21 protein-coding genes and 1 pseudogene are annotated in these 21,955 nt (G+C 65.1%); 2 read left to right on the forward strand and 20 right to left on the reverse strand.

The features are described 5' to 3' along the window. The first annotated feature begins 45 nt into the window (after positions 1-45). Together V1457_RS06850 and V1457_RS06855 are read left to right on the forward strand one after the other, a co-directional pair. Positions 46-1,047 carry a septum formation family protein gene (locus V1457_RS06850; RefSeq protein WP_338601532.1) on the forward strand — a complete coding sequence of 334 codons (1,002 nt, stop codon included), beginning with the start codon at positions 46-48 and terminating at the stop codon, positions 1,045-1,047. A 4-nt stretch (positions 1,048-1,051) separates the two neighbouring features. After that, positions 1,052-1,351, forward strand: a pseudogene (locus V1457_RS06855) (metallopeptidase family protein); the annotation flags it as partial. Between the two features lie 19 nt (positions 1,352-1,370). On the opposite strand, the gene V1457_RS06860 reads toward V1457_RS06855, so the two are convergent. The 20 genes from V1457_RS06860 to V1457_RS06955 all read right to left on the reverse strand — a co-directional run bounded on the left by V1457_RS06860 (position 1,371) and on the right by V1457_RS06955 (position 21,953). Continuing rightward, positions 1,371-1,718, reverse strand: a complete 348-nt coding sequence (locus tag V1457_RS06860) for a metallopeptidase family protein (RefSeq protein WP_338601535.1) — start codon at positions 1,716-1,718, stop codon at positions 1,371-1,373. 1,373 nt (positions 1,719-3,091) lie between these two features. Next, a complete protein-coding gene (locus V1457_RS06865; RefSeq protein WP_338601538.1) occupies positions 3,092-3,688 on the reverse strand; it encodes a hypothetical protein in 597 nt (198 codons plus the stop codon). 47 nt (positions 3,689-3,735) lie between these two features. Further along, positions 3,736-4,872: a hypothetical protein gene (locus V1457_RS06870; RefSeq protein ID WP_338601541.1), complete on the reverse strand. Its 1,137-nt coding sequence runs from the start codon at positions 4,870-4,872 to the stop codon at positions 3,736-3,738. A 23-nt stretch (positions 4,873-4,895) separates the two neighbouring features. Next, positions 4,896-5,195: a hypothetical protein gene (locus tag V1457_RS06875; RefSeq protein WP_338601544.1), complete on the reverse strand. Its 300-nt coding sequence runs from the start codon at positions 5,193-5,195 to the stop codon at positions 4,896-4,898. Continuing rightward, on the reverse strand, positions 5,195-5,581 hold the full coding sequence (locus tag V1457_RS06880; RefSeq protein WP_338601547.1) for an SAV_915 family protein: 387 nt from the start codon (positions 5,579-5,581) through the stop codon (positions 5,195-5,197). The genes V1457_RS06875 and V1457_RS06880 overlap by 1 nt, the downstream gene beginning before the upstream one ends. Before the next feature lie 786 nt (positions 5,582-6,367). Continuing rightward, positions 6,368-6,670, reverse strand: coding sequence for a hypothetical protein (locus tag V1457_RS06885; protein WP_338601550.1), 303 nt, complete (start codon positions 6,668-6,670; stop codon positions 6,368-6,370). A gap of 845 nt (positions 6,671-7,515) precedes the next feature. Beyond that, a complete protein-coding gene (locus V1457_RS06890) occupies positions 7,516-7,896 on the reverse strand; it encodes a hypothetical protein (protein WP_338601553.1) in 381 nt (126 codons plus the stop codon). A 59-nt stretch (positions 7,897-7,955) separates the two neighbouring features. Next, entirely contained in the window at positions 7,956-9,173 is a 1,218-nt protein-coding gene (locus V1457_RS06895) for a helix-turn-helix domain-containing protein (protein ID WP_338601555.1), read from the reverse strand. A 394-nt stretch (positions 9,174-9,567) separates the two neighbouring features. Then, complete coding sequence (locus V1457_RS06900) at positions 9,568-9,813, reverse strand: hypothetical protein (RefSeq protein ID WP_338601558.1); 246 nt, start codon at positions 9,811-9,813, stop codon at positions 9,568-9,570. Between the two features lie 57 nt (positions 9,814-9,870). Further along, complete coding sequence (locus V1457_RS06905) at positions 9,871-10,701, reverse strand: hypothetical protein (protein ID WP_338601561.1); 831 nt, start codon at positions 10,699-10,701, stop codon at positions 9,871-9,873. A 375-nt stretch (positions 10,702-11,076) separates the two neighbouring features. Beyond that, positions 11,077-12,966: a DNA polymerase gene (locus tag V1457_RS06910; RefSeq protein ID WP_338601564.1), complete on the reverse strand. Its 1,890-nt coding sequence runs from the start codon at positions 12,964-12,966 to the stop codon at positions 11,077-11,079. Positions 12,967-12,977: 11 nt separating this feature from the next. Next, complete coding sequence (locus V1457_RS06915; RefSeq protein ID WP_338601567.1) at positions 12,978-15,119, reverse strand: DUF3631 domain-containing protein; 2,142 nt, start codon at positions 15,117-15,119, stop codon at positions 12,978-12,980. 4 nt (positions 15,120-15,123) lie between these two features. After that, complete coding sequence (locus tag V1457_RS06920; protein WP_338601571.1) at positions 15,124-15,534, reverse strand: hypothetical protein; 411 nt, start codon at positions 15,532-15,534, stop codon at positions 15,124-15,126. Further along, positions 15,531-15,773, reverse strand: a complete 243-nt coding sequence (locus tag V1457_RS06925) for a hypothetical protein (protein WP_338601574.1) — start codon at positions 15,771-15,773, stop codon at positions 15,531-15,533. The genes V1457_RS06920 and V1457_RS06925 overlap by 4 nt, the downstream gene beginning before the upstream one ends. A gap of 264 nt (positions 15,774-16,037) precedes the next feature. After that, on the reverse strand, positions 16,038-16,781 hold the full coding sequence (locus tag V1457_RS06930; RefSeq protein ID WP_338601577.1) for a hypothetical protein: 744 nt from the start codon (positions 16,779-16,781) through the stop codon (positions 16,038-16,040). A gap of 76 nt (positions 16,782-16,857) precedes the next feature. Further along, positions 16,858-17,655, reverse strand: coding sequence for a hypothetical protein (locus tag V1457_RS06935; RefSeq protein WP_338601580.1), 798 nt, complete (start codon positions 17,653-17,655; stop codon positions 16,858-16,860). Positions 17,656-17,807: 152 nt separating this feature from the next. Continuing rightward, entirely contained in the window at positions 17,808-18,407 is a 600-nt protein-coding gene (locus V1457_RS06940; RefSeq protein ID WP_338601583.1) for a hypothetical protein, read from the reverse strand. Between the two features lie 113 nt (positions 18,408-18,520). After that, a complete protein-coding gene (locus V1457_RS06945; protein WP_338601586.1) occupies positions 18,521-19,552 on the reverse strand; it encodes an alpha-hydroxy acid oxidase in 1,032 nt (343 codons plus the stop codon). Beyond that, positions 19,549-20,652 carry an N-acetylmuramoyl-L-alanine amidase gene (locus V1457_RS06950; RefSeq protein WP_338601589.1) on the reverse strand — a complete coding sequence of 368 codons (1,104 nt, stop codon included), beginning with the start codon at positions 20,650-20,652 and terminating at the stop codon, positions 19,549-19,551. The genes V1457_RS06945 and V1457_RS06950 overlap by 4 nt, the downstream gene beginning before the upstream one ends. Before the next feature lie 173 nt (positions 20,653-20,825). Beyond that, positions 20,826-21,953, reverse strand: coding sequence for a hypothetical protein (locus V1457_RS06955; RefSeq protein WP_338601592.1), 1,128 nt, complete (start codon positions 21,951-21,953; stop codon positions 20,826-20,828). Positions 21,954-21,955 lie beyond the last annotated feature (2 nt).

Genomic DNA, 21,955 nt, shown 5'->3' on the forward strand with positions numbered 1-21,955 from the left:
CGGTACCCGCGCGTGCCCATCGGCCGCCAGGCATGATGTAGCTCGATGGCCGCCGACAAGAAATCCGGGAACCGCCGGAAGAAGCCGCACACCTGGCTGCTGATGGTGATGGCCGCGCTGGGCGGCGGACTGGTGCTGCTGATCAGCGCACTGCTGAACACGCCCACCGGCGGTGGCGGCTCCGGCATCGGCGGCCCGGGCAGGCAAGGCTCCTCGCCCGCCACGCCACCGGTGTTCCAGGCGAAGGCCGGCAGCTGCCTGCACTGGACCGAACCCGACGCGGCCGACATCCGCCAGGTCAAGTGCGGCGAGCGGCACCTGTTCGAGGTCACCGGTCAAGCCAACCTGAACGCGGAGTTCGGCCCGAACACGCCTTACCCGAGCGGCGAGCAGTGGCAGCAGCTCAAGCAGCAACGCTGCACGGAGGTCTCGAACCGGTACCTCGGCGGCAGGCTGGACCCGAACGGCCGGTTCGCCGTCGGCGCGTTCACGCCCAGCCAGCAGGGCTGGGATTCCGGGGACCGGACCCTGCACTGCGGGCTCCAGCAGCCCGGCCCGTCCGGCAAGCTGTACGCGATCAAGGGGCAGGTGGCCAAGCAGGACCAGTCGAACACCTACGAGGTGGGTCGCTGCCTGGGCGTCAACGGGACCGCGGTGTGGGATCCGGTGGATTGCGCGCAGCCGCATTCGGTGGAGATCACCGGACTGGTCGACCTCGGCCGGCAGTTCCCCGGCGGTTTCCCGGGCGAGGACCAGCAGGACGGCTTCCTCGCGACCCGCTGCACCGAACTCACCGCGCCATACGCGGGCAGCCCGACCGCGGTGGCGGACAAGAAGCTGGTCAGCTACTGGGACACGCTGCCGCAGGAGAGCTGGGACGCCGGTTCCCGGCAGGTCAACTGCAAGGCCAGCGCGCAGCTGCCGGACGGCAGCGGGCTCGCCCCGGTCACCGGCAGCGTCAAGGGTGACGTGCAGGTCGGTACCGAACCCGCGCCGCAGGACAGCGCGCCGATCGAACCCGGCGTGCCCGCCACCGGGGAGCGCTGAACCGGTGCCGGTGGAGATGACCCGGAAGCGGTTCGAGGAGCTCGTCGCCGATGCCCTCGACCTGGTGCCGGAGCAGTTCGCGACGGCGATGAACAACGTGGTCGTGCTGGTCGAGGACCGCGACCCGGAGGATCCCTCGCTGCTCGGGCTGTACTTCGGGATCGCGCTGACCGAACGGGACGACAGCGCCTACGCGGGCGTGCTGCCGGACCGGATCATGATCTACCGCGAGCCGCTGCTGGAGATGTGCGACAGCGAGCAGGACGTCGTCGACGAGGTCGCGATCACCGTCGTGCAGCTTATACCGATATACACCCGTCGAGCTAGGCCCATCCGAGTTCATGAAGCCGCTGGTCATCGATGCCGAAGTGATGTCCGACCTCATGGACGACGGTCGTTGCAACCTCCTGCACGACCTCGTCAAGGGTTTCGCACACCCGCAGCGTCGGGCCTCGGTAGATGGTGATGCGGTCCGGTAGCACACCGCCGTAGGTGCTATCGCGCTCCGTTAGCGCGATGCCCTCGTACAGACCCAGCACGTCAGGGTCCGAAGGATCCGGCTCGTCCTCGACTAGCACCACGACGTTGTTGAGCAGCCGCATCAACTCGCCGGGGATCGTATCGAGCGCATCGGCCACCAGCTCTTCAAACTCGGCCCGGGAAAGCTTCATGCAACCATCATGTATCGCATCCGTGCCACCACGTACCCCGGGAATGAGCTGTCCGCCTGAGGCCATACCCTGCGGCGTTCATTAGATGCCGACCCGTTGAGCGGGCGTGTCAGCGCGGACAGCTACACTCGGCGGCGGGCAGAACGCAGGCCCGCTCCGAGTCATCTGGTTCCCATGCAGCTGGTGACGATGAGGACAAGTCGTCCACGACGGCAGCGCCGGTTACCCGACCTCGTGTGGGACGGCATGGGCTCCTGCGGAGGCTGTCATGGGTGACTCGCCCCCTAAGCGCAAAGTGAACCAGGCGCGTAAGCGCGCGGCCAGGGCATATCAGGCACAACACGGGTGTTCCTACCGCCAAGCCCTTCAGGCGGTCGAAAATCGGCGTAAGAAGATTTCGCCCCCGCCAAATAAATTTGCAGAGAGCCTATTCGCTACAGCGCGTACATGCGCCAATCCGGAATGCGCGGAGACGTGTATCGCTTGGGTTGCCGGAAAGCCCCGTGCAATCAACGCGGCAAAAATAGTTCATATACGCCCAGCGTCAATGTCAATACCCGGCTTTGACCCATCAAAACATTTCGACACGCTCGACAACACTCTTATGCTGTGTCAGCATTGCCACGAAATAGTCGACGCGCATCCGCAAGATTTCCCAGCGCCGCTACTCGAATCGTGGAAAAGGATACAGGAAGACGAGAGCCCAGAACTAAATGTTGTGGCGAGCAAGCATCGCAACGACGGGGGGTCGCGATGATGCTGATCTCCACCATGGCTATACCCGACATGGCCGGCGTCGTGACACTGATCTATTTGGCGCTGATATCCCTAGCTGCAACAATGGCAATTTTCACTAAGTGCGCTAAGCGCCGAAAAGCAGCATTAGACGTACTGTTTGCGTTGATGTGGCGCCGACGCCCGTGAACGCCGAGCCTTCAGCGCAGCCGACCCCCGCGGTGACCTTGATTCGGAGGTCACGACCTTTCACGTTGCTCGTCGAGCCACCGTCGTGCCTTTTCGGTCGCCGTCAGCTTGGCATTGCCGCCTCCTGCAGCGAGCGCAAGGGATTGTGGCGGTCTCTCGTCGACGGCGGCAGCGTCCGCGGCCGCCGCCGTGTGCGGTGGGAGCACCGCCACAGCAATCCGCTGCGGAATCAGCTTCGGCGAGGCGCAGCTGTTCGTGCAAGGCGTGACCGTCGATACGGCATCAACGGAAGCGACGTTGGACGGTCGCGGAGGTGCCGGCTGATGCGGCAGCGCTAGTGAATCAGGTACGCGGCGACGCCCGTCAGGGACGATTATACCGAACGCGCGACGGTTATTGGCGTCGGCGTCAGGTCAGATCCCGGGATTGACCAGTTCACACCTGCCAAATCAGCGAAACATCGAGTCAGCGCGCGCGTTCGTCTTCGCACCCTGTTGGACCGAGTACACGATGCCGTTGTAGACCAGGTCCCAGAGGTCGCGATCCCATTGCACGTCGCGGAGGTTGACCAAAGCTCGGCCACCGACTCGATCTTCGAGGCTTAGGTCCCACCCGCCGTAGGTGCCTTCGAGTTTGACCTCGGCGAGTTCGTAGACCCGAACGTAGGTCGTGCGGTCGCTGGCGAACCATTCCGCGCCCGCGGAGATCCCGACCCGCTGCTGAAAGCGGACAACGAGGCTGAACACCGGGATGGGTGCCAGGATGATCAGCCACATCCACCAGGTACTCATCCACCCAAAGCCCCAGTCGCGGAGGATGGCGAAGAGCAGCAGTGCGATTGAGGCATAGACGCCCATGAGGAAGAAGTCTCGGGCCGAGCTTTGGTACCACTCCAGGACCGGCCCTTCACCTTCCGGGGCCGGGGGGTAGTTCGCCTTGGTGGGGTCGACCCTGCTCTTTTCGTGGTGGTCTTCCTTGAGCACAGGGGCGCGCGGGGGGCGGGGTTCCCCAGTGGTCGGGTCGGGTTTCGGGGCGACCTGCGGCACAGTGCAGTCCTGCTTTCCTGCTCATGGTCCGGGGTTTGGCGAGAACGCTACCCGGCCGCTTCCCACACCTCATCGACGACGAAGCCGACTCCGACTCCAATCAACCCGCCTGCGACAGCACCTACCGGGCCGCCGATAGAGGCCCCGATAAGGCCGCCTACTGCGAAGCCAGCGGTATTGGACACGACCGCTTGCGTCGGATCCTTGCCACCGGAGACGTCGAGACCGACGCCCACGGCGGTGAAGCCCAGGCCAACCCATGGAAGCTTGCTGAGGACCTTGCTGCCGCCCCGCACAAAGATATTGGCGGGAGGGGTCACGCTCTTGGGCACAATCTTCGCGTCGAGCATCCGCGTGACCCGCGGCGGCACGTACTTGTCGATGAACCGGGACGCGCGGGTAGCTTGCGCCATGTTCAACGCATACTTGTGGTCCATCGTGCGCTCGGCGGCGATCGATGCTGCCTTAAGCTGACCGGCTGCGCTAATGCTCGGGTTTGCGGCCATCTTCGAGGCTAGGGCCGGGCTCTTCACGTTCGAGGCGATCGTGCGCCATGCAGAGGTCCGCGCAGCGATCGCAGCAGCCGTACCACCGGAAATATCGCCGAGCGTGACCGTGAACTTCGCCGGGTCGAAGGTGCCGGAGAGGAATTGCACCACCATCGACTGCGAGTTCGTTTCCTTGTCCTTGGCGGCCTTGACGATCTGGCTTGCTTCCTTGTACGCGCGGACCTGCTTGACGTAGTCAGCGTTCGCCTCGGTCAGGCCCGCGTGCTGTTCCTTCTGTTGCGGGGTGGCGTTCTTCGGCAAATGCCCCGGGGCGGCAGGCGCCGGACCCGGCTCCTTGATCTTGAAACCCTCGATGACCAAGCCGCCTTCGCGCGCCACATCACGTGCCTGCTGCATACGGGCTCGGACCGTGCGCAGGTCGGCTTGGTGGGTCTCCAGCGCGGTGACCATGCTCGTGATGAGCATCGTCTGGCCGTTGGCCATCTTGTCGCCTTCGGTCAGCAGAGCGCGCAGATTGTCACCGGCCAAGCCAAGCCATCCGGTCTCCGATTCGCCGCGTGCCGACGCGAACGCTCGGGCGAGGTCCTCCAGGCTGACGCAGCGTTCGCGCATCCACTGTGCGGTGACGGTCAAGGTTTCGGGGTCGCCCTTGACCTCGGTGTCCAGCTCTCCCACTGCTTCTCAATCCTCAGAGATCGTCAGTTCGGGTTCTCTGCATTGAGCTGCGTCTTTTCCAGCTGCAACGCGGACTCGTAGTCGGTCGTGGTGTATGTGTCTCGGCTCTCGGCCACAGCGTCGCCGACACCGCCCGCGCTGGCGGACATGTTGCCCACGCCGGTGCAGATCAACCGCAGGGCTGCCTCGATCACATCGGTGACCTCTCCGGCCTGCGGGATCGGCGGCTCGCTGGCCTCGGCTTCCACGTCCGCGGCGACGTTGCGCAGCTTGCTGGTCAGTGAGGACAACAGCTCTGGGTCGACGCCTACCTGATCGGCCATCAGTTCTCGTTGCCCTTCTGCCGCTCCAACTGGGTCTTCCGCTCCTCATAGGGCAGCGCCGAATCCCACACCACCACGTCAGCGCCACTGAGTGATCGCAACTCGTCAACCTGATGGCCGCGCACCGACACCCAAGGCTGCGCATTGCCGCACCCGGCGACGAGTTCCTCCAACGAGGTAAACGCCAGCATGGCGATCTGCCCCTGCCCGGTCGCCCGCAGCTCCAAGGTCACCTCGGCGTTGCGGTCGGTGACACGTTCGGACGGCAGGTACACCGTCTCCGGCAACTGCTCATCGGCGTCGAGCGGTGCGACGCTCTCCGGGCCGATCACCGACGGTGCGACATCCCCATGCTGCTGGAGAACGTCCCGGTCCCCGTAAGCCAACACCCCTCCTCAGACGATCTCTCCGAGGGCACGGTAACGAACAAGGCACCGACGGCGCGGGGGGATAACTACTCAGCTCCCCGGATCACCTGGATAGACCAGTCCAAGACGCAGGGTCGCCAGGACACTCACCTGGACAGCTCGATGCTCATGCGAGCAAGGCCGACGCCGTAATCGATCTCTACAGCGTCGGCCTTGGACGGACCAGCCCGCAGGACTATTCAGTCTCGTGGGCGCCTGTGAACTCATGCTCGGTGTCGACCCCAACACCGGAAGCGGTCGGGAAGATCTCAACCGGAACAGGAATCGGCACCCCCGCGACAGCCTCCTTCTCGGCATTTGGAGTTTTTGACATATTCAGCCCCTTTTCAGGATTCTTTCTAATCGCTGGGTCACAGTTGCGGCCCGACCCCCGGCCAATGCGGCGTCCCCTTCGAGTCGTAGACGGGTTTGGCCTGCTCGTCGTCCCCGTCTTCCGGTTCTTTTTGCGAGTCTGAGTCCTCGGGCACGAAATTCCTCTCCTCTCAGGGATGTCGGCGGTGGCATCGCCGGTCCAACCAGCCGTCGCGAAGGCGGGCCGGGCCAAACTTGCGAGCTAGCCCTCCCCTTTTTGGTTGGACGCCCTGGCCACCACCTCGTGTGCCAGTGGCCAGGGCCGAAACGGGCCGAGTCCGGTGCTGACGACAACCCTCGACCCGAACTTTTTTCACAGGGTGCGGGCGTTGTACGACCCGACGGCGGCGCCGACAACCACGGCGAACAGGGCTGCCACCAACGTCATGACGATCACACTGCTCCCTTCAGTTCGTGCACATCCCGGTCCGCACCGCACCGCAGCAGGCGCACACCGTCGCGGACGGCTTCAACGCTCGGACCGTTAACGGTCAGCACCCACAGCCCGCCGGCCCGGTAGACCTCGACGCGGTTCGGCCCAAGGCAGTGCAGATCTCGGGTCGGGTCCTCCCACGAGCGAAATCCGCCCGCCTGCCGCATAGCTTGATAAGCGGCGTCGGGATCCACACCCGGAACCACGGCACGGAACTGACGGTTGTCCGCGGCTCCCGTGGTCCGCTCACTGTGCTCGGTCATGCCGCCTCCACCCCGAATTCCAGCGCGTGGCGCGGCCTGTACGACTGCCCCGGAAGCCGAGTAGGCTCGGCTGCCGTCCCCGGCGGAGATGCTTGACGGGTGTGCCTGGCAGGTGAGGACTGCCAGGACCGTTCGTCAGCGCTGCCGGGGACACCAATGTGTAAGCCGGGGCCGTCAAGATCTTGGTCAACCACAGGCCAATCCACGACGTGAACACCATCGCGGATCACCGGTAGTTGGTCGGTTGCCTCGACATCCGCTACGCGCGGAATCAGTGCCGTCGCCCGATCCGTCGAGTGCGCCCCCGGCCGGGAGCTGCCCAACGCCCTCGATAGGGCTTCGTCGAGAGACACGGCCGACTCGGACAGAACTGGAAAAATCTTCGCAATCACACAGCACGGCTCGCACAAGGCGTAGCCGTGAACGTGCGGGGGGCGGCCCGACCATGCCCCAATGACCCCGCGGACCCAGTGCTCACATAAACCGGGGAAAAAATCCGCTCCCATCTCGGATACGGACCGTTCGACGAGATGCAGCCTGGATTCCTTCTCGCTCGCCACCCACACGAAATCGACCGGTCTACTCATCGGTCGCACGCTCGGGTGGCTCGGTCTTTTCCCTCGTTGATCCCCTGCTGCTCCCGCTCCGGCGAAGACGCCCACCACGCGAGCGCACTGAGCCCGGCAACAAGAAGCACCAATATCCACATTATCTCGTGAAACACGAATACTCCTGACTCTTAATACGGCTAGTCCCCGCCTTTCGGATCTCCCCTGAAAGGCTTTGGCGAAACTGAACGATCTACTCGGAGCGCACCAATGCGCGATGCAGACGCTGCTGCGAGGTCACCGGGCGAACGGCGGCACCCACAGCTCGCCTGGAAGCGGAAGCGCGAGATTCGGCGCCCCCGTGGACCCATGCGGCGGCAGTTGCATTAGTTCGCCCACCACGTCCGTGACCGATCCATGCGCTTGCCACAATGGCCGCGGTCTTCCACCCTCCAGGTCTTCGAGCCGGAACCGAGCCGCGACGGCGTCTGACGTCGAACTCGCGCTGTAGACGTCCATCGCGCCATGCGTCTTGTGGACCCCTTGCAACGTCGTCAGGTTCGCCAAACTCGGAAGGTAGAGGAACATGAAGCCGGCACGCTTGCTGTCCTCAATCGCCTCGATGTGCGCACGAAGCCACTCGGGGAGCAGGTCCACGGTGGACAGGCTGTAGCTCATGATCGGCACCTTCGTGCACGACCAGCAAGAGAGTAGGTACGTTTTGTACCCTCACCCGATCAGCGGGTGCCGATCTTCGTGGCAAGCTCGCGGACGGCTGCCTGCTCCCCCGTTGGCGGGTGGTCAAGAAGCTTCAGACTCAGGTCCCGTGCCCAGCCGTTGAATCGAACCGTTTCCGGAGCTGTTCGCTCCGCTCTGGCCAGGATCTCCAGTACTGACGCACTCTCGCCGTGCTCTGCGTAAGCACGCGCCACCTCGATCAAGTGCCGTGAACGGCGCGGGATCGAGACGATGTGGTCAGGGTCGAGTCCTCTCGCGGCCTTCAGTGCCTCGCCGTTGCGGCGGAGATCAACACCGAGACTCAATGCATTCGCTTGCATGATCGAGAGACTGAAACTGGACTGGACGTGGCGATAGCTCGGCCCGAGCTTTCGGGCGATCTCGTACGCGGACTCCCAGTACCGCCAGGCGTCCCCATGCCTCCCTTTCCGGGCGTACGTAAGGGCGTTTTCCGCGCGTAGCGCTCCGACCATCCCGCGCCAGTCATCAGGCGCCGACTCCATATAGGGCTCAAGCTGTGCGGCGCCGTCATGTGCGACCGAGATCGCCTCGTCCCAACGCCCGGACTCGCGCAGCGCTTGCACCAGTGCCCATGCGCCTGCCGCCATCGCGTACGGGTCGTCGGCGTCCTGCCCCTCGGTAACCGCTCTATCAGCGACGAGCCACACCAACTCAGGAGCCGGTTGGTAGGCAACGTAGAAATCCGCCAACTGATAGACGCCCGCCAAGATCCGGCGTGCGTCTCGACGTTCTTGTCCCCATCGTGCCCGCACAGCACGCTGCGCATCACGAATGAGGTTCGGCAGAACGGCACCGACCTGTGTCCGGTGGTCCGGTGACGAGTGGCGAAGATGCCACGCCGCAGCAAGCCGCTCACGCAGGTGCGCCAGGTCTACCGGGCGCGTATCCGAGCTGAGCCGGTAGTCCATCAAGGCCGCCCGCACGTCGTTGAGCGCACCGTGCGCGGGGCCGATCGCGTACCGGGAGATCGAGACTGCTTCTCCGTCGCCTGTCAGCTCGGCGAGGTCGCTGATGTCGAGAGCACCGGCGATCTTGGTAAGCATGTGGAGCTTTGGCGTCTGGAGACGGCCGGATTCGACTGCCTTCACCCATTCGGGCGAGCGACCGACGAGCCCACCGAGCACCCGACGGCTTATGCCGGAGCGCTCCCGCGCCTGACGGATGCGGTTACCGACGGGCAGATCGTTGTGTTCCACCTACAACCACCACGTTCCCTGAGTCGACCAGCCGCCTTCGCGGTACAGCTCTCTCTCGTCCGGCTCGTCGAGCGTAGCTGGGGCACGATCAAGTGACGAGTACCCAGGTGAGCCCTCACCGGTGGCCAACAGTTGAAGAAGGTCAACAGTGCAGCCCCAGGTACGACGGAAGATCCGCCATGAGATTCAACCACCTTAGCGCAGACGCAAGAAGGGCTCCCCGACGTATCGGGGAGCCCTTCTATTGTCAGTGCGGTGACAATGCTCGGTGACGGACGGTGCCGTCATCTTCTGACGAGAGAAGCTTAACACAAGACTATAAGTCATTTGTGCACAAAAGTACCGCCTAACCCGGCGGCGGAGCAGGACGCTGCCACAAGGCACGCCCGTACCGTCAGCGGTAGGAGAGCACAAGTGCCGCGGCGGCACTGTTCTTGCTGGACCAGCCCGGTCGGCTGCCCCTTCGTGGAAGTTCGATCGGGTTTCCATCTTTGCGTTCGGGGATGTAGACGCTAGTGCCTGAGCGCTCCTCGCGACGGACCACGCCGAGGTATTCCTTGTGCTTGCTCCACACTTCCCAGACAGGCTGGAGCGTGTAGGTGTCGGCCGGCTCGGGCCAGTCCGAGCGGGTACTGGGCACAGTCGTCTTCCTTCCTGGGAGCGGGAATATGAGTGCGGCACGTCTGTCTGCCTGCCCTCAAGCAGCAACGTCCTTGGCAACAGCGCGCAGCGTGGCCAGCGCTCGGCGGCGCGCTTTGCCGGCGACGCTGCGATCGACTCCGAGGTGCTGGCCGAGGTCGTGGTCGGTATGTGGGGCGAACCCGTAGAGCCCGTAAGCGCGGCACAGCAGTTCGTGTTCGTCCTCGCTGACCGTTTCGTGACTCAGCAGCTCATCGACGTACGCGGCGGCCTCGTCGAGCCACGGGTCGGCGTGATCGTTGAGCGCGTCGTCGATGGTGTAGTGCGCTGGCTGCAACAGCGCCGCGATGGCATCGAATGTGTCCGCGCGCATACGCCGGTTCACATCGGGGTGGGCGAGCACGAACTCACGGGCGGTCTGGTGGTCATGGGCCGCTTGTTCGAGCGCTGCGTACACGGTGCGCACTTGATCGCGGCTGAACCCGGTTACGGCGCGGGAAAGGCGGGACGCCTCGGTGGACACCCGGTATGTGATCGAGCGCTTCACCCGTCGCGTGAAGTCGGCTGCCCCTGCGCGGGCCATCTCCAGCAGCGCCAACACGCCTTCCTGGTGGCCGTCCTCGGGACCGAACGCGGGGTAGCGCCCGAACCGGGTTCCGATGGATTCGATCAGCATCCCGTATTGCGCATAGAGCTTCAGTTCGCCGATGGCGTCGGCTCCGTGCTGGGCGATCCACCGAACTAAGTCGCCGGGATCGTCCTCGTTTTGCGCGACATCTTGAAACTCTGCGTTCCGGATAAGGCACCGGCCGACCGACGAAAGCGGACTACTTCCGAAAGCAGCACTTCGGGTGGCTGCTATCCGGTCCACGTAGGTGCGCCCGTCCACAGATCTCCCCCTACAAACTCTCTGTGCATAAGCTTGCATTCATGCACATAAGCCCCCCCCCCGACATCACATGCACTCGTCGTTCCTGCGCACTGTCGTGCCGATACCTCCTTTCGGGCGAACACAGCCCAGACGCGATCGCTACATAGCGTATGCGACTCGTGTGGTTGCGAACGAAATTTGAAGCACGCCAAAAGTAACGATTTGATCACTTACTGGCCAGTAGAGGTGGCGCAGTCCGCACAAATGGACTATTGACGTGCCTCTACTCTTCCCCCTGTAGGTAGGGGTACCTAGACCAAACGGCGGACCGACACATAGAACCCCCATTTGCCGGTATTCCCATACTGGAGATCGTGCGCTGGCCGCCTTGCATTAGGCAGCATCGGCACCCTGCAACCTCCACGGTTGTGCGCCCGTTCGGACGTGATGGGCGGCGTCGGGCTCCCACGCTGTGCCGAACAGCTCGGCCTCGGTAGTCAACTCGACACCGAAGAAGTCGGGCACGGTCAGGAGGCGCTGTACTTCCTCGGCGAGTTCGAAGGCGCCATCCTCGGCGACCTCGAAGACCACTTCGTCATGTACCGGTAGCCGCAGATGCTCGGCCAGCCCTGCCTCGTCAAGGTCAATGAGTGCTTGGGCGAAGATGTCACGGGCGACGCTCTGGATCATGTAGTTGGTTGCCGCGTAGAGCCTGCTTCGGTCCAGCGGCAAAACGCGACCAGTCGGTGAGATCAGCTCCGTAGCCCCGTACTGGCCCCGGGCGGTCAGCCGCGTTGAGTACCGCTTGATGCCGGGAAAGGTCCGGTCGTAGCTGGCGATGGCGCGGCGGATGTCGGCCAGTGGCGCCCCGGTCTGGCGCGCGATCGAGTCGGCCCCGCCTCCGTAGACCTTGCCGAAGCCGACTGTCTTGGCAACTTTGCGGTGGTGCTTGGTGAAGCGCGGCCCGTAGATCTGTTCGGCGGTGAAGTCGTGGAGGTCGAGCCCGCCGCGGATGGCGTCCACCATCGCGCGATCCCCGGACAACGCCGCCAGCACCCGCATCTCGATGGCCGAGAAGTCGACGCTGCCGAGGACGTTGCCGGGCTCGGCCACCATCGCTTTGCGGATCGTGCTGTCCCCGGCGGGAAGTTGCTGTACTGGTGGCTTGCTGATCGACATGCGCGCTGTCCTCGCCTGGAGAGCGTTGATCTTGGGGTGGAGCCGGGACCGTGCATCGAGGCCGGCTGCAATGGCGTCGGCGTAGGTCGTTTTCCACTTGGAAGCCCGTTTGGCTCGCACGACGGCATCGGCCAGCGGATTCGGCGTTCGGACGCCCAGCGGCTCCCACCGCGGGTTCAGGTCGGCGAGCGGCAGCAGGACGTCCTTGTCGACGCGCAGCGCTCCGGTCTCGGTCGTGGCGGTCAGGGTTTCGCCCATCGCCACCAGCGCGTCGGCGACTTGCTTGGTCGAGCCGATCGTCGATACCCCGTACCGAAGCGCCCGCGTGCGTTGGGATTCGGCCTCGGCCGACAGCCGCGACGACAGCCGGGACACGTACTCGTCATCGATGCGAATGCCGCGGCGCTCCATCGCAGCGCAGACCCGAGCGAGCCGGTGTTCGAACTCGGCCAGACGTGCAAGGCCGCGTTGGTGCACCTGCGGGCCGAGTACGTCGAGCAGGCGGGAGGTGAAGATGACGTCGAGCCCGGCGTAGCGCACGTAGATCGGGTGGTGGGATGGGATCGCCGCCCACCCCGTGGTCTTGGTGTGCCCGAGTTCTCGGAACACGTTGTTCAGGCCGTCCTGGGTGTCGGGCGCCTCGGGATCGAGGTGATGCTCCGACAACGGTTTGAGCCCGTGCCCAATGCCGCCGTCTTCCCGGCCTCGCGAGTCGAGCAGATGGGCCAGAATCCGCGTATCGATGGTTTTTTTCGCCAGGCTCTCCATCGGAACCTTCAGGTGGTGGTCGAGCACAAGCCAGTCGAACGGGGCGTTGTGCAGTGCGATCCGAGACAGCCCCAGCAGCGTGTTTCGCGCCGCGGCCCAGAACCTCGGGCGTCCTTCGACCCGCAGCACCCACGCCTCCCGCGTGGTACCGAACTGCACCGTCCGCAAGCGGTTGCCGTCCACAAAGGTGTCGAGACCGGTGCCTTCGGTGTCCACTCCGATCACGCGGCCACGCTCGCGACGCGCCCATGCGGTAAACGCTTCCAGGTCCTCGGCGGTCTCCGGCAGGTAGGTGACCGTCTCGTCGCCGGCGACCCGGTAGGAATAGCTGCGCATGGTCACCTCCCTTATCCCGTGATGGGTTCTTCGTGGTCCTCTCCGAGGTAGCGCTGCCACTCGGGTGCCAAGTCGCTCCAGCGGAAGCCGCGTCCGGTCTCCTTGCCGACGCGGACGACGACCGGCCGCACGCCGAACTCGGCCAGGAAGCGCCGTACGTGCTCGTCGTCGATGCCTTGCCCCCGTGACCAGCGGCCGAAGATCGCGTCGGCGTCGATGACCCGCTCGGCCAGCGCCGAGCGGAAGACCACGCGGTCATTGATGCCGCGTCCCCAGTTGCCCGCACGGAACACATCCCGCGTGGCGCGCAGAAATCGGACGCTGATGTTCTCGGCCTGGTCCTTACCGGCATCCCGCAGTGCTTCGCACGCGGCGTAGGCACGGGCTGGCCAATGCCCGCCGGCCATTACCGCAGGCAATGACAGCACCGACCACAGCTCCAGATCCCGGTTCGACACCATCGGAGCCAGGTCGTCTTCGACCTGGTCCAACACCTCACTGACCGCGTCATCGCTGGCGACCGACGCCGCCCAGGACGACAGCTTCTCGGCGAGGTCATCGGCCACCGGGCCGTCGCGGCGCGGCCGGAACGAGGCAGGGCGTTCGTGCGACATCGCTTGCTGCATCGAGACCACGAAGGTGCGCGAGAGCAGAGCGTCGGGCAATGCAGCACGAGCGAGGCCAGCCCACACGATCGGAGCGAACGTGGTGTAGGCGATGGCCTTGCGCTGGTCGTTCGTGTCGGCCCGGATGGTGTCTTGGCCCCGCTTGTAGCCGGAGTTCAACACCGCGGTGATGCTGCTGGTGTCCTGGCCTCGGGCGGCATAGAGGTTGTCGACCTCGTCCAGCCCGAGCGGCACCGGGACGTCGGGCTTGTCCGGATCGGACTCCTCGTAGGTCATCGCGTTGATCGTGCGCAGTACCGAGGCGGCGGTGGGGTCCACGGCCAATCGTCCTTGCGCCAACCGGCACACCAGATCCAACGCCAAGGTCTTTCCCGATCCCGGCACAGTGCTGAGGAAGCCGAGCCGCGGAGCGACATCGGCCGCATCGGACCGGCGCACGAAGAAGCAGGTCGCGATCCACAACGTGATCACGTCAAACCAGCCGGCCGGCTCGATGAGCAGGAACCGCCGGAGGAAGGCGTGCACGGCGTCCAACAGCTCGACAGGATCATCGTCGAAAATCTCCTCCAGCCGCAGGGGCCGGGCTCGTCTGATCGCCTCGGCGAACTCCCCGGCGAAGCCTTCACCACTGTGTTGGAACCACTCGGCGAGGTCCCCGCATTCGTGCGGGAGGACGAGCTGCTTCGCCGTCATCCCGACGTCGGCCAGGTGTTCAGCAAGGTGCGCGTTGAACTGCTGCCCACTCTCGTCGGCATCTCCGGCAAGGATGAGATCCCGCCCCGCGGCCCCGGCCACGATCTCCTCTGCTGTGGCGCGTCGGCGTGCGTGCGACGCCCCGGCCACCGACACCACCGTGTAACCCGCCGCGGCCACGACGAGCCCGTCACTAGGGCCTTCGGTGACCACCACAGGCCCCGTGGGCTGCCTTCGGAACCACGCCAGATGCGTCCAGCGCTTGCCGTCCGGATTGGTCAGTCCGGCCCACCGATGCGGGTCCGAACCGGACAGGTCACGCCCCTGGGCTCCCTGCGCGATGCCATCGGGGGTGCAGAACGGGACCACCAGCCGGGGGTGCTCCTGGAACGCTTCCGAGGCGTGGACAAACGGCGTGGCGCCGTCGTCGTAGCCAAGCCCCAGCTCACGCGCCGCGCTGTCGGTGATGCCGAAACGCTCGCGCGCGTAGACCGCCGCTGGCGAGCCGGCGAACGCCCCCTGCGTACGGTCCAGAAAGGACGCGAGAGCGGCGACCTCTGCTGTGCCGAGGCCATCGGCCGGGACTGACCCCGCGGTGATCTCGCCGCGGACATCGAACAGATCCGACCAGGTCAGATGGGCCTTGTCGAGCATGGACCCGACATCGCACCCCTGGGAACGGCAATGCAGCACTGCCTTGCGTTCCGGACTCACGCTGATCAGCAGCGACGGGCGGCGGTCTCCATGCACCGGGCACCGCACCAACCGCCCATCACCGCGTTGCTCGACCGGTCCCCCTGCCGCGAGCCGCTGCACCAGCGTGTCGATGTGCACCGCTCTACCCCCGTGCTGTTGTCCTGTGCTCGGCGACGTGCACCCGATAGGTCGCCGGATCGGTTCGCCGCAATGCCTCTTCGGCGTCGCGTAACCGGGCGACGAGGCGGGCATGGTTGTCGATGGTCGAGATGGCCAGGCACTCCGGGGTTTTGACGTGGGGACGCTTGGCCAGCACCACGTGGAAGGGAACCTGCTTGTTGTCGGCCTCGCGCCGCGCCTGGCGGACCCACTCCAAGACGTCCCACCGGCGGTGGGCCTTGGCTTCGGCGGCGTGCAGGTAGATCCCTTCCAGATCACCGATGTCCAGCACGCCGTGTTGGGCCAGGCGGCGCACCGGTGTGCCGAGGACCTGCGCGTAGTAGGACGCGCAACGGCTTTCCCAGTTGGTGCCGGTTGCTCGGGCTCGGCTCATTCGCGGCCTGCCAGCTCGGCCAGGCGGCGTTTGAGTATGGCCAGCGCCCGACACGTCGACTCGGCTGCTTGACGCCAGTGATCACGGTCGGCACGCATCGCCTCGAACCGATCGACGGAAACCCCGGTACTGGTTTCGGCAAGCTTCGCGTCTTTGGCCGCGAGCGCGCACTGAACCTGCTCCAGCTCGTCGCAGAGCACGGTGATCGACTCATGGGCGCGATCCAGCTCGACCTGCATCGGGTGCGAGGACGTTCCCACCGGCCGCGGGCAGGAACCGGTGACGAGGTACACGTAGACGGGCACGATGACTTCCGATCTCAGATGTGGGTGCGACTCGGCGACGGAGGGAAATGCCGCCTGCGGCGGGGTCGTGCGGTGTAGGGGGCAGTCGGGGTCTCAGCCGCGGGCGGCGTGGGCTCGGCGCGCATGGGGCTCCTTGGACGCGAAAAGCGCCCCGTCCTTCGCCACCAGCAGGTGGCCGGGGCGCAGCAAGCGGCTCGATTACGCTGCGGCGTCCGTGGGGGACGCTTCTGCCGTGATGTCGGTCAGCGCCGGGCGGTAGTAGTCGACGTCCTGGCCCTTCTTCGTCGTGAACTGCACGTGTTCAAGCCGCAACGTCATCCGCACCCGAGCACCGGACTCGGCGGCCTCGGCGACCGCGTTCTCCACCGCGTGCAACTCCTTGGTCAACGTCCATGAGCTGGTGCGGTACAGGAAGAACCCCAGCCCTTCGTCCTCAGCCAGCCGTGCTTTCACGGTGATCTCCGGCTGCGGTCCGGTGCCTTTCTCAGCGTTGGCCTTGCGCACCGCAAACTCCGGCGGGCACCCGCAGGGATTTCCTCGGTCCTCACCATCGACGAAGTACACCCCGTCGCAAGCATGGATGACGCCCTTGCGCCCCCACAGCACCATGCGCGAGCGAAGCTCTTCCGGGGATTCCAGGATCAGATCGATACTCGCGGACTCCGACAGCACTTGCAGCTTGTTGGCTTTATCGGTATCCCACTCCTCGACCTCGCCGCCGAACAGCTCCGCAATGCGCGCGGCCACATCAGGATCGTCGGACGTGAACCGCCAGAGACTCAACGACAGCGGCTTCGTCTTGGTCATCATTCCACCGTGGATGTAACCCACGACGTCCTCGGCGAACCGAGTGCGCGGACTCGGCTTGGCCTCCGGATCAGTTTCCCAGATGCGCAGACTCATAAAACCCCCTCGTGCGAAAGAAAAGACAACAGCAGCCACACAACGACCACAACAATGAACACTTCCACCGCAACACCGGAAGCGTCCGGCGAACGTTTCCTCCCCGCCACCGGGGTCAGCGCGTCGCCTTCCGGCGTTGTGACCCGGTCGACGCAGAGGATTCGTAATCAGGCTTGCCGATGACCGTCTTGGCCACCTCGTTGTTCCAATCAAAGATGCTGCGCAGATGCAGGAAATACGCCAAGACCTCTTCGTCCACGCGGACGGGAACGAGCCGCCAGCCTTCCGGACGCAGATGCAGCGCGGCACCAGCCTGAATGTCCGGCAACGAATGTGACTGACCATCCTGTTTGATGATGCGGTCAGCATGGGCGTAGGCACTGAGCTGCAACGCCACGTCTTCGTGCACCCCGCTACGGGTGGTCTTCACGTCGATGATCACCGTCTCGCCGTCGATGTCGCTAATCGCGTCGAACGACCCGGCATAGTCGTGCTCGTCGGACCACACGGCATCCTCGATGTGACGGTGTTCGGGCTGGTAGCGCTCGTGGAAGGCGTGAATGTGATCAAGGTAGGGACGCACGTCCGGGTGGACGTGACGGACGGTCTCGCCCCGAGCGACCCGCTCGAACAGGTCGTGCACTTCAGTCCCGACACCCGCGGCCGCCTTGGTGACGCGGCGGTGCGCACGCTTCATGTAGTCGAGCGCGCCGTCCCGATCCGTGAGCGCGAGATCCACGATGGACCCGAGATTTTCCAGCGCGTTCTCGGCGGTGAGCTTGGCCGCCCATGCGGTCAGGAACGGCTTGGGCAACATGCTGACCACGCTGGTCACCGAAGGAGCTTTCTTGTTGGTCTCCGGGTCCACGTAGAAGCGACTGCCGGAACGGTTGAGGGTCTGAACCCCTGTCATCGATGCTCCTCAACTGGGCTGGTGTTGACACCGAGACAAGGGGTGCCGCACTGCGCAAGGTGGGCACGCCACCGCTCCAGTTCACTCGGATGGAGCAAACACAAGAGCGGCCCGCCTCTCACATGAAGAGACGGGCCGCTCCCATTCGGAACCTAGAAGATTGATCCGATTTCGTCGCGCCTTTCGCGCACCAGGGTTTCCAGGCGGCTCAACTGCTCGATCACAGTCTCCCGCTCGGCCTCATCCGCGTCATCCAGCTTCGAAAGTTCGAGCTGTTCGACATCGCGGACAAGCTGGGAAATATTCTCCGACAAGCCTGATCGCCGAAATGCACGATCCCTTGATCGCCGATCATCGTACCGCCTCCGAGAGGCGATATGCGAAGGAGCAGACCCGAATCCGTAGGATTCGCGGGTCTCCTCGCTGATATCGGGATCTTGAAACAATAGTTCACTGACCTTGTACTTGACTGCCGCCGGAACCGCTAGTGGATCGCCAGGCGACCCGGCTTCCTTGCGAATCAGCCCAATAGCTTGAGTATATTCCCCAGATTTGCCACGCAGATCCATTTCCCCATCGCGCCGCCGACAGTTTTTCCGCAGCCACAACATGATGCTGGCCAGGTCGTCGGAATCTTTTTGCTTTTGCTCCGAGTTCGGCGCGTTATGGATATTGCGCAAATGCCGTGCCCCGGCGGCGACGCGACTGCGGAACTCACCGCTGAGGTCTTCAGCGGAATTCGGCATCCCCACAGTCGTTCTCCTCACCTACGGTCTCATCACGAGCTGGTGACAAGCCTAGCGAGAATTAATCCGTGGGACAAACACGGGGCGACGCCAGTCCCCGCGCCGACCAGCCGAAACGCTCAAAGAAGCAGGCTTCGGGCGTCCGCCGGGGTGGCGCTTCCCGAACACGCCAGCGCGCGGTCCAGTTCCCGCCGCAGCCGTGTCAACGTCATGATCACGCCCAGTTCGCCATACGCAGCGAGGGCGTAGGCGACATGCCGGCCCACCAACACCCCGGAGGCGCCCAAGGCCAACGCACGCAGCACATCCGTGCCGGTCACGATGCCGGAATCGACCATCACGCCCGCATCGACGGGCGACTCTGCGACCGCATCGACGACGGCGGGCAGAACATCGGCGGTGGCGGGTGCTGCATCGGATTGCCGACCACCGTGGTTGCTCACGATGACGCCACATGCTCCGGCACGAAGGGCACGTTCGGCCTGGCTCGGCCGCAACACTCCCTTGATCCATACCGGCAGGCTGGTCTGCTCAACCAGTGCCGTGATCTCCTCCATCGTTAAGGCGGGGTCGATGTCCGCGTCTCCCTCGACGAAGTGCCCTTTCGGAGCCCGCTGCTCGCAGTCGGCAGAGCTTTCGCGAGCCGATCCGTGGCGGACCGGGGTGTCGATGGTGAGCACAAGGGCGCGGCAGCCGGCAGCTTCCGCCCGGCGGACCAGGTCGCGCTGGTGGTGCTTGTCGCGCAGTGCGTAGAGCTGGAACACCAGAGCTGCCCCGGTAACAGCGATGTCCTCAACAGGGCTACTGGCCATTGTGGACACGACCATGGGAATCCCGGCCACGGCGCAGGCCCGAGCAACTTCGAGATCTCCGTCCGGATAGACGGCACCGAGGCTGCCCATCGGGGCGACGGCCATCGGCGCGGAGGAGTCGATCCCGAACACCCGCGACCGCAGATCGCGCCGTGCCACATCCGCGGGAAGTTGGTGAGCGAGGCGCACCGCGTCCCAGCGATGGCGGTTGAGGCCCTTGGTGGTTTCCCGGCTTCCCGCAGCACCGGCCACAAACGCGAAGACCGGCGAACTCAACACCGCACGCGCCGCGTACTCCTCCATCTCCGGTGTCAGGGGGCGATTCGGTGTCACTGTCACTGCTGGGCCTCCTGCCGGTCGGGGACGAAGTAGGACATGCCAGCGCTGAGCACGAGCACGATGGAGGCGGCGACCGGTTCGGGCATCTGCACGCCGTAGAGGCTGGCGATCCAGACCGCCACGGTCCCCACCGCACCGGCCGCGCCACCGGCGGCCACGGTGCGGCCAGGCTTCCGCGACGGCTTCGGCGCCGGGGTGTCCGTCGGTGCCTGAGCAGCAGGAGGCGCTTCCGGCACCGGCTCGACCGGTGCGGGCTCGACCGGTGCTGGCTCGGGAGTCGGCTGGTTCTCCGGCACTGGAGTCGGCAGCGGCACCGGTGGAACCGGTTGCGGCGGAGTCTCGCCGCCTGCGCCTACGACCTTGGCGGTGGTGTCCATGATCGCGTCGCGCAGGTTCGTCCGGTTCTTATCGCCAGGGATGCGCGAGGGCTCGGCGCCCGGCTTCAGGAAGACGTGGTGCAGTGCCGCAATCCGCTGATCGAGATCGTTGAACAGGCCCTGAACGGTCTTCGTCGTCCCGGCCCAGTCGGTGAATTCGTCGTTGAGGTTCATGTCGGTGTCTCCGCTCATGGCACGGGCAACATCGGCCCGGAACCGGTCCATGTCGACGTAGCCGGGGTCCCACTTGCCGGTCGTGCTGGTTTCCTTATGACCACGGGCCGCCTCAGCAGGACGCCCAAGGTGGCGCAGCAGTACCGCGTTGACCCGGACCGCGGCGTTGTACTGGGCTGAGTTCGGGGGATGAGTGCCGTCGTAGTCCCACTCCACGCCGAGGTAGAGGGTGTTGCCGTCGCCTGCCGGGTTCGGCCCGGACGCCTTCGCACGTCCGGCGTGGTTAGCCCGGCCTGCGGCGATGATGTGACTGGTGCCGTCCGCTCCGATCACGATGTGACACAGCGGGCCGTCCAGGTCGGAACGACCCTTGATGGTCAGCTGCACGCTCGGTGCCGGGTTGCGCTCGCTGGAGCTGCTGGCGGTGTGGTGGTTGAGCACGCCGACCGGAGCCGGTGGCGTGCCGCGGACACCGCGCTGCGCCCAGCCAGGAGTAGCGGTCACCACCAGTCCGGCACTGCGGAGTACGCCGACGAGATCAAGACTCACGACGAACCACCGCCGCTACTGGTGACGACGTCTCCGACGACGTCCGAAATCGGGCCGGAACCTCCGAGCCCGGACGAGCCGGTTCGGCGGGTCAACTCTGCGATCTGGCGTTCCAGCCGGCGGATACGACGTGCGAGATCATCAGGTGGTGGCATGACTGTGTTCTCCTGGCATCACGGGACGGGTTGGAGATCGATCCGGAGTTCGGTCGGAGAGCTGTCGGCGAACGACACGACACGGCGTCGGTAGTGCGCCGCCGGCACCCACGGGTGCCCGTCCACCGCGATCAACGGCGCATCGCCCAAAGACCAGGTGCCCAGCGCCGCCGAAACCTCGCTGCCACGGCGTCCGGTGGCGATGCGCAAGGTGGTCTCCCACCTGCTGGCCGGTCGACGCTGCGATTCCAGGGCTGCACGGGCGTACGAGTCCAATAGATCTTGGCGCTGTTCGGCGGCGTGGGTGGTGTCGACCAGATCGATGCCGGGCACACCGGCCGCGGGCAGGGCGGGATCTTCCGCGACACCGGTCAGCAGGGTGCGCCCCTCTCCGGCGCCTTTGACCCACACCCGGCTTGCCGGGGTCGTCGCCCCGTCCACATCGGTGTCGATGGGGCCGACCACCGAGCCGTAGTCCCACACCTCGGGCGTCTTCTGATCACCCAGCAAGGGGCCACCGATCTCCAAGCGCCACCGGATCTTGCGCCCACCGTCGACAAACTCGGGCGCGAAATCGACTTCCGGACCGTCATCGCGCTCCGCGAGATCGGTCATGCGATCCCAGACCGTCGCCAGGTCGTAGCCGTAGTACGTGATGCTTTCCGGGCCTGGCTCGGCGTCGGGGATGGTGATGGGGAGTTGGTAGCCGCGCTGGGCAAGGTTGGCGCGCACCAGCTCGGCGACCAGCCCCCGCACCGACAGGTCGCGCAGGATCAGGTCCTCGCTGGGATCGGTGATGGCGGTGTGTCCGTGCGGGTTTCGCAGGATGCGCTTGTCGAACAGGCTCGACACGTTCGACCCGGACACGCTGAGCTTGCGTTCCTCGTCAGAGAACTGCCATGTCCACACTGGACCGGCCTGGCAGATGTGGTCGCCGTAGGCCACGATCCACGAGTAGCGACCGGTTTCGGTGAACTCGTGCAGGTCGGCGGCCGTGTTGGCACCGGTGCCGAGGAAGACATCGACGCTGTAGCTACCGGGGTCACTGATACGGCGCTCGAAGCGCGGGACGTCGGAAGCTCGAATATCGCCGACGATCTCCCCCGTTGTCGTCCGGGCGACGAGCACACGCCATTCGTCAGCCACGG

The sequence above is a fragment of the Saccharopolyspora sp. SCSIO 74807 genome (assembly GCF_037023755.1).
In the GTDB taxonomy this organism is placed as follows: domain Bacteria; phylum Actinomycetota; class Actinomycetes; order Mycobacteriales; family Pseudonocardiaceae; genus Saccharopolyspora_C; species Saccharopolyspora_C galaxeae.

Excerpts from the sequence above, each read along its gene's own strand:
- V1457_RS06850 (WP_338601532.1), top strand. The coding sequence starts at position 46 with ATGGCCGCCGACAAGAAATCCGGGAACCGCCGGAAGAAGCCGCACACC.
- V1457_RS06860 (WP_338601535.1), bottom strand. The coding sequence starts at position 1,718 with ATGAAGCTTTCCCGGGCCGAGTTTGAAGAGCTGGTGGCCGATGCGCTC.
- V1457_RS06875 (WP_338601544.1), bottom strand. The coding sequence starts at position 5,195 with ATGGCCGATCAGGTAGGCGTCGACCCAGAGCTGTTGTCCTCACTGACC.
- V1457_RS06885 (WP_338601550.1), bottom strand. The coding sequence starts at position 6,670 with ATGACCGAGCACAGTGAGCGGACCACGGGAGCCGCGGACAACCGTCAG.
- V1457_RS06890 (WP_338601553.1), bottom strand. The coding sequence starts at position 7,896 with ATGAGCTACAGCCTGTCCACCGTGGACCTGCTCCCCGAGTGGCTTCGT.
- V1457_RS06910 (WP_338601564.1), bottom strand. The coding sequence starts at position 12,966 with ATGCGCAGCTATTCCTACCGGGTCGCCGGCGACGAGACGGTCACCTAC.
- V1457_RS06920 (WP_338601571.1), bottom strand. The coding sequence starts at position 15,534 with ATGAGCCGAGCCCGAGCAACCGGCACCAACTGGGAAAGCCGTTGCGCG.
- V1457_RS06925 (WP_338601574.1), bottom strand. The coding sequence starts at position 15,773 with ATGCAGGTCGAGCTGGATCGCGCCCATGAGTCGATCACCGTGCTCTGC.
- V1457_RS06935 (WP_338601580.1), bottom strand. The coding sequence starts at position 17,655 with ATGACAGGGGTTCAGACCCTCAACCGTTCCGGCAGTCGCTTCTACGTG.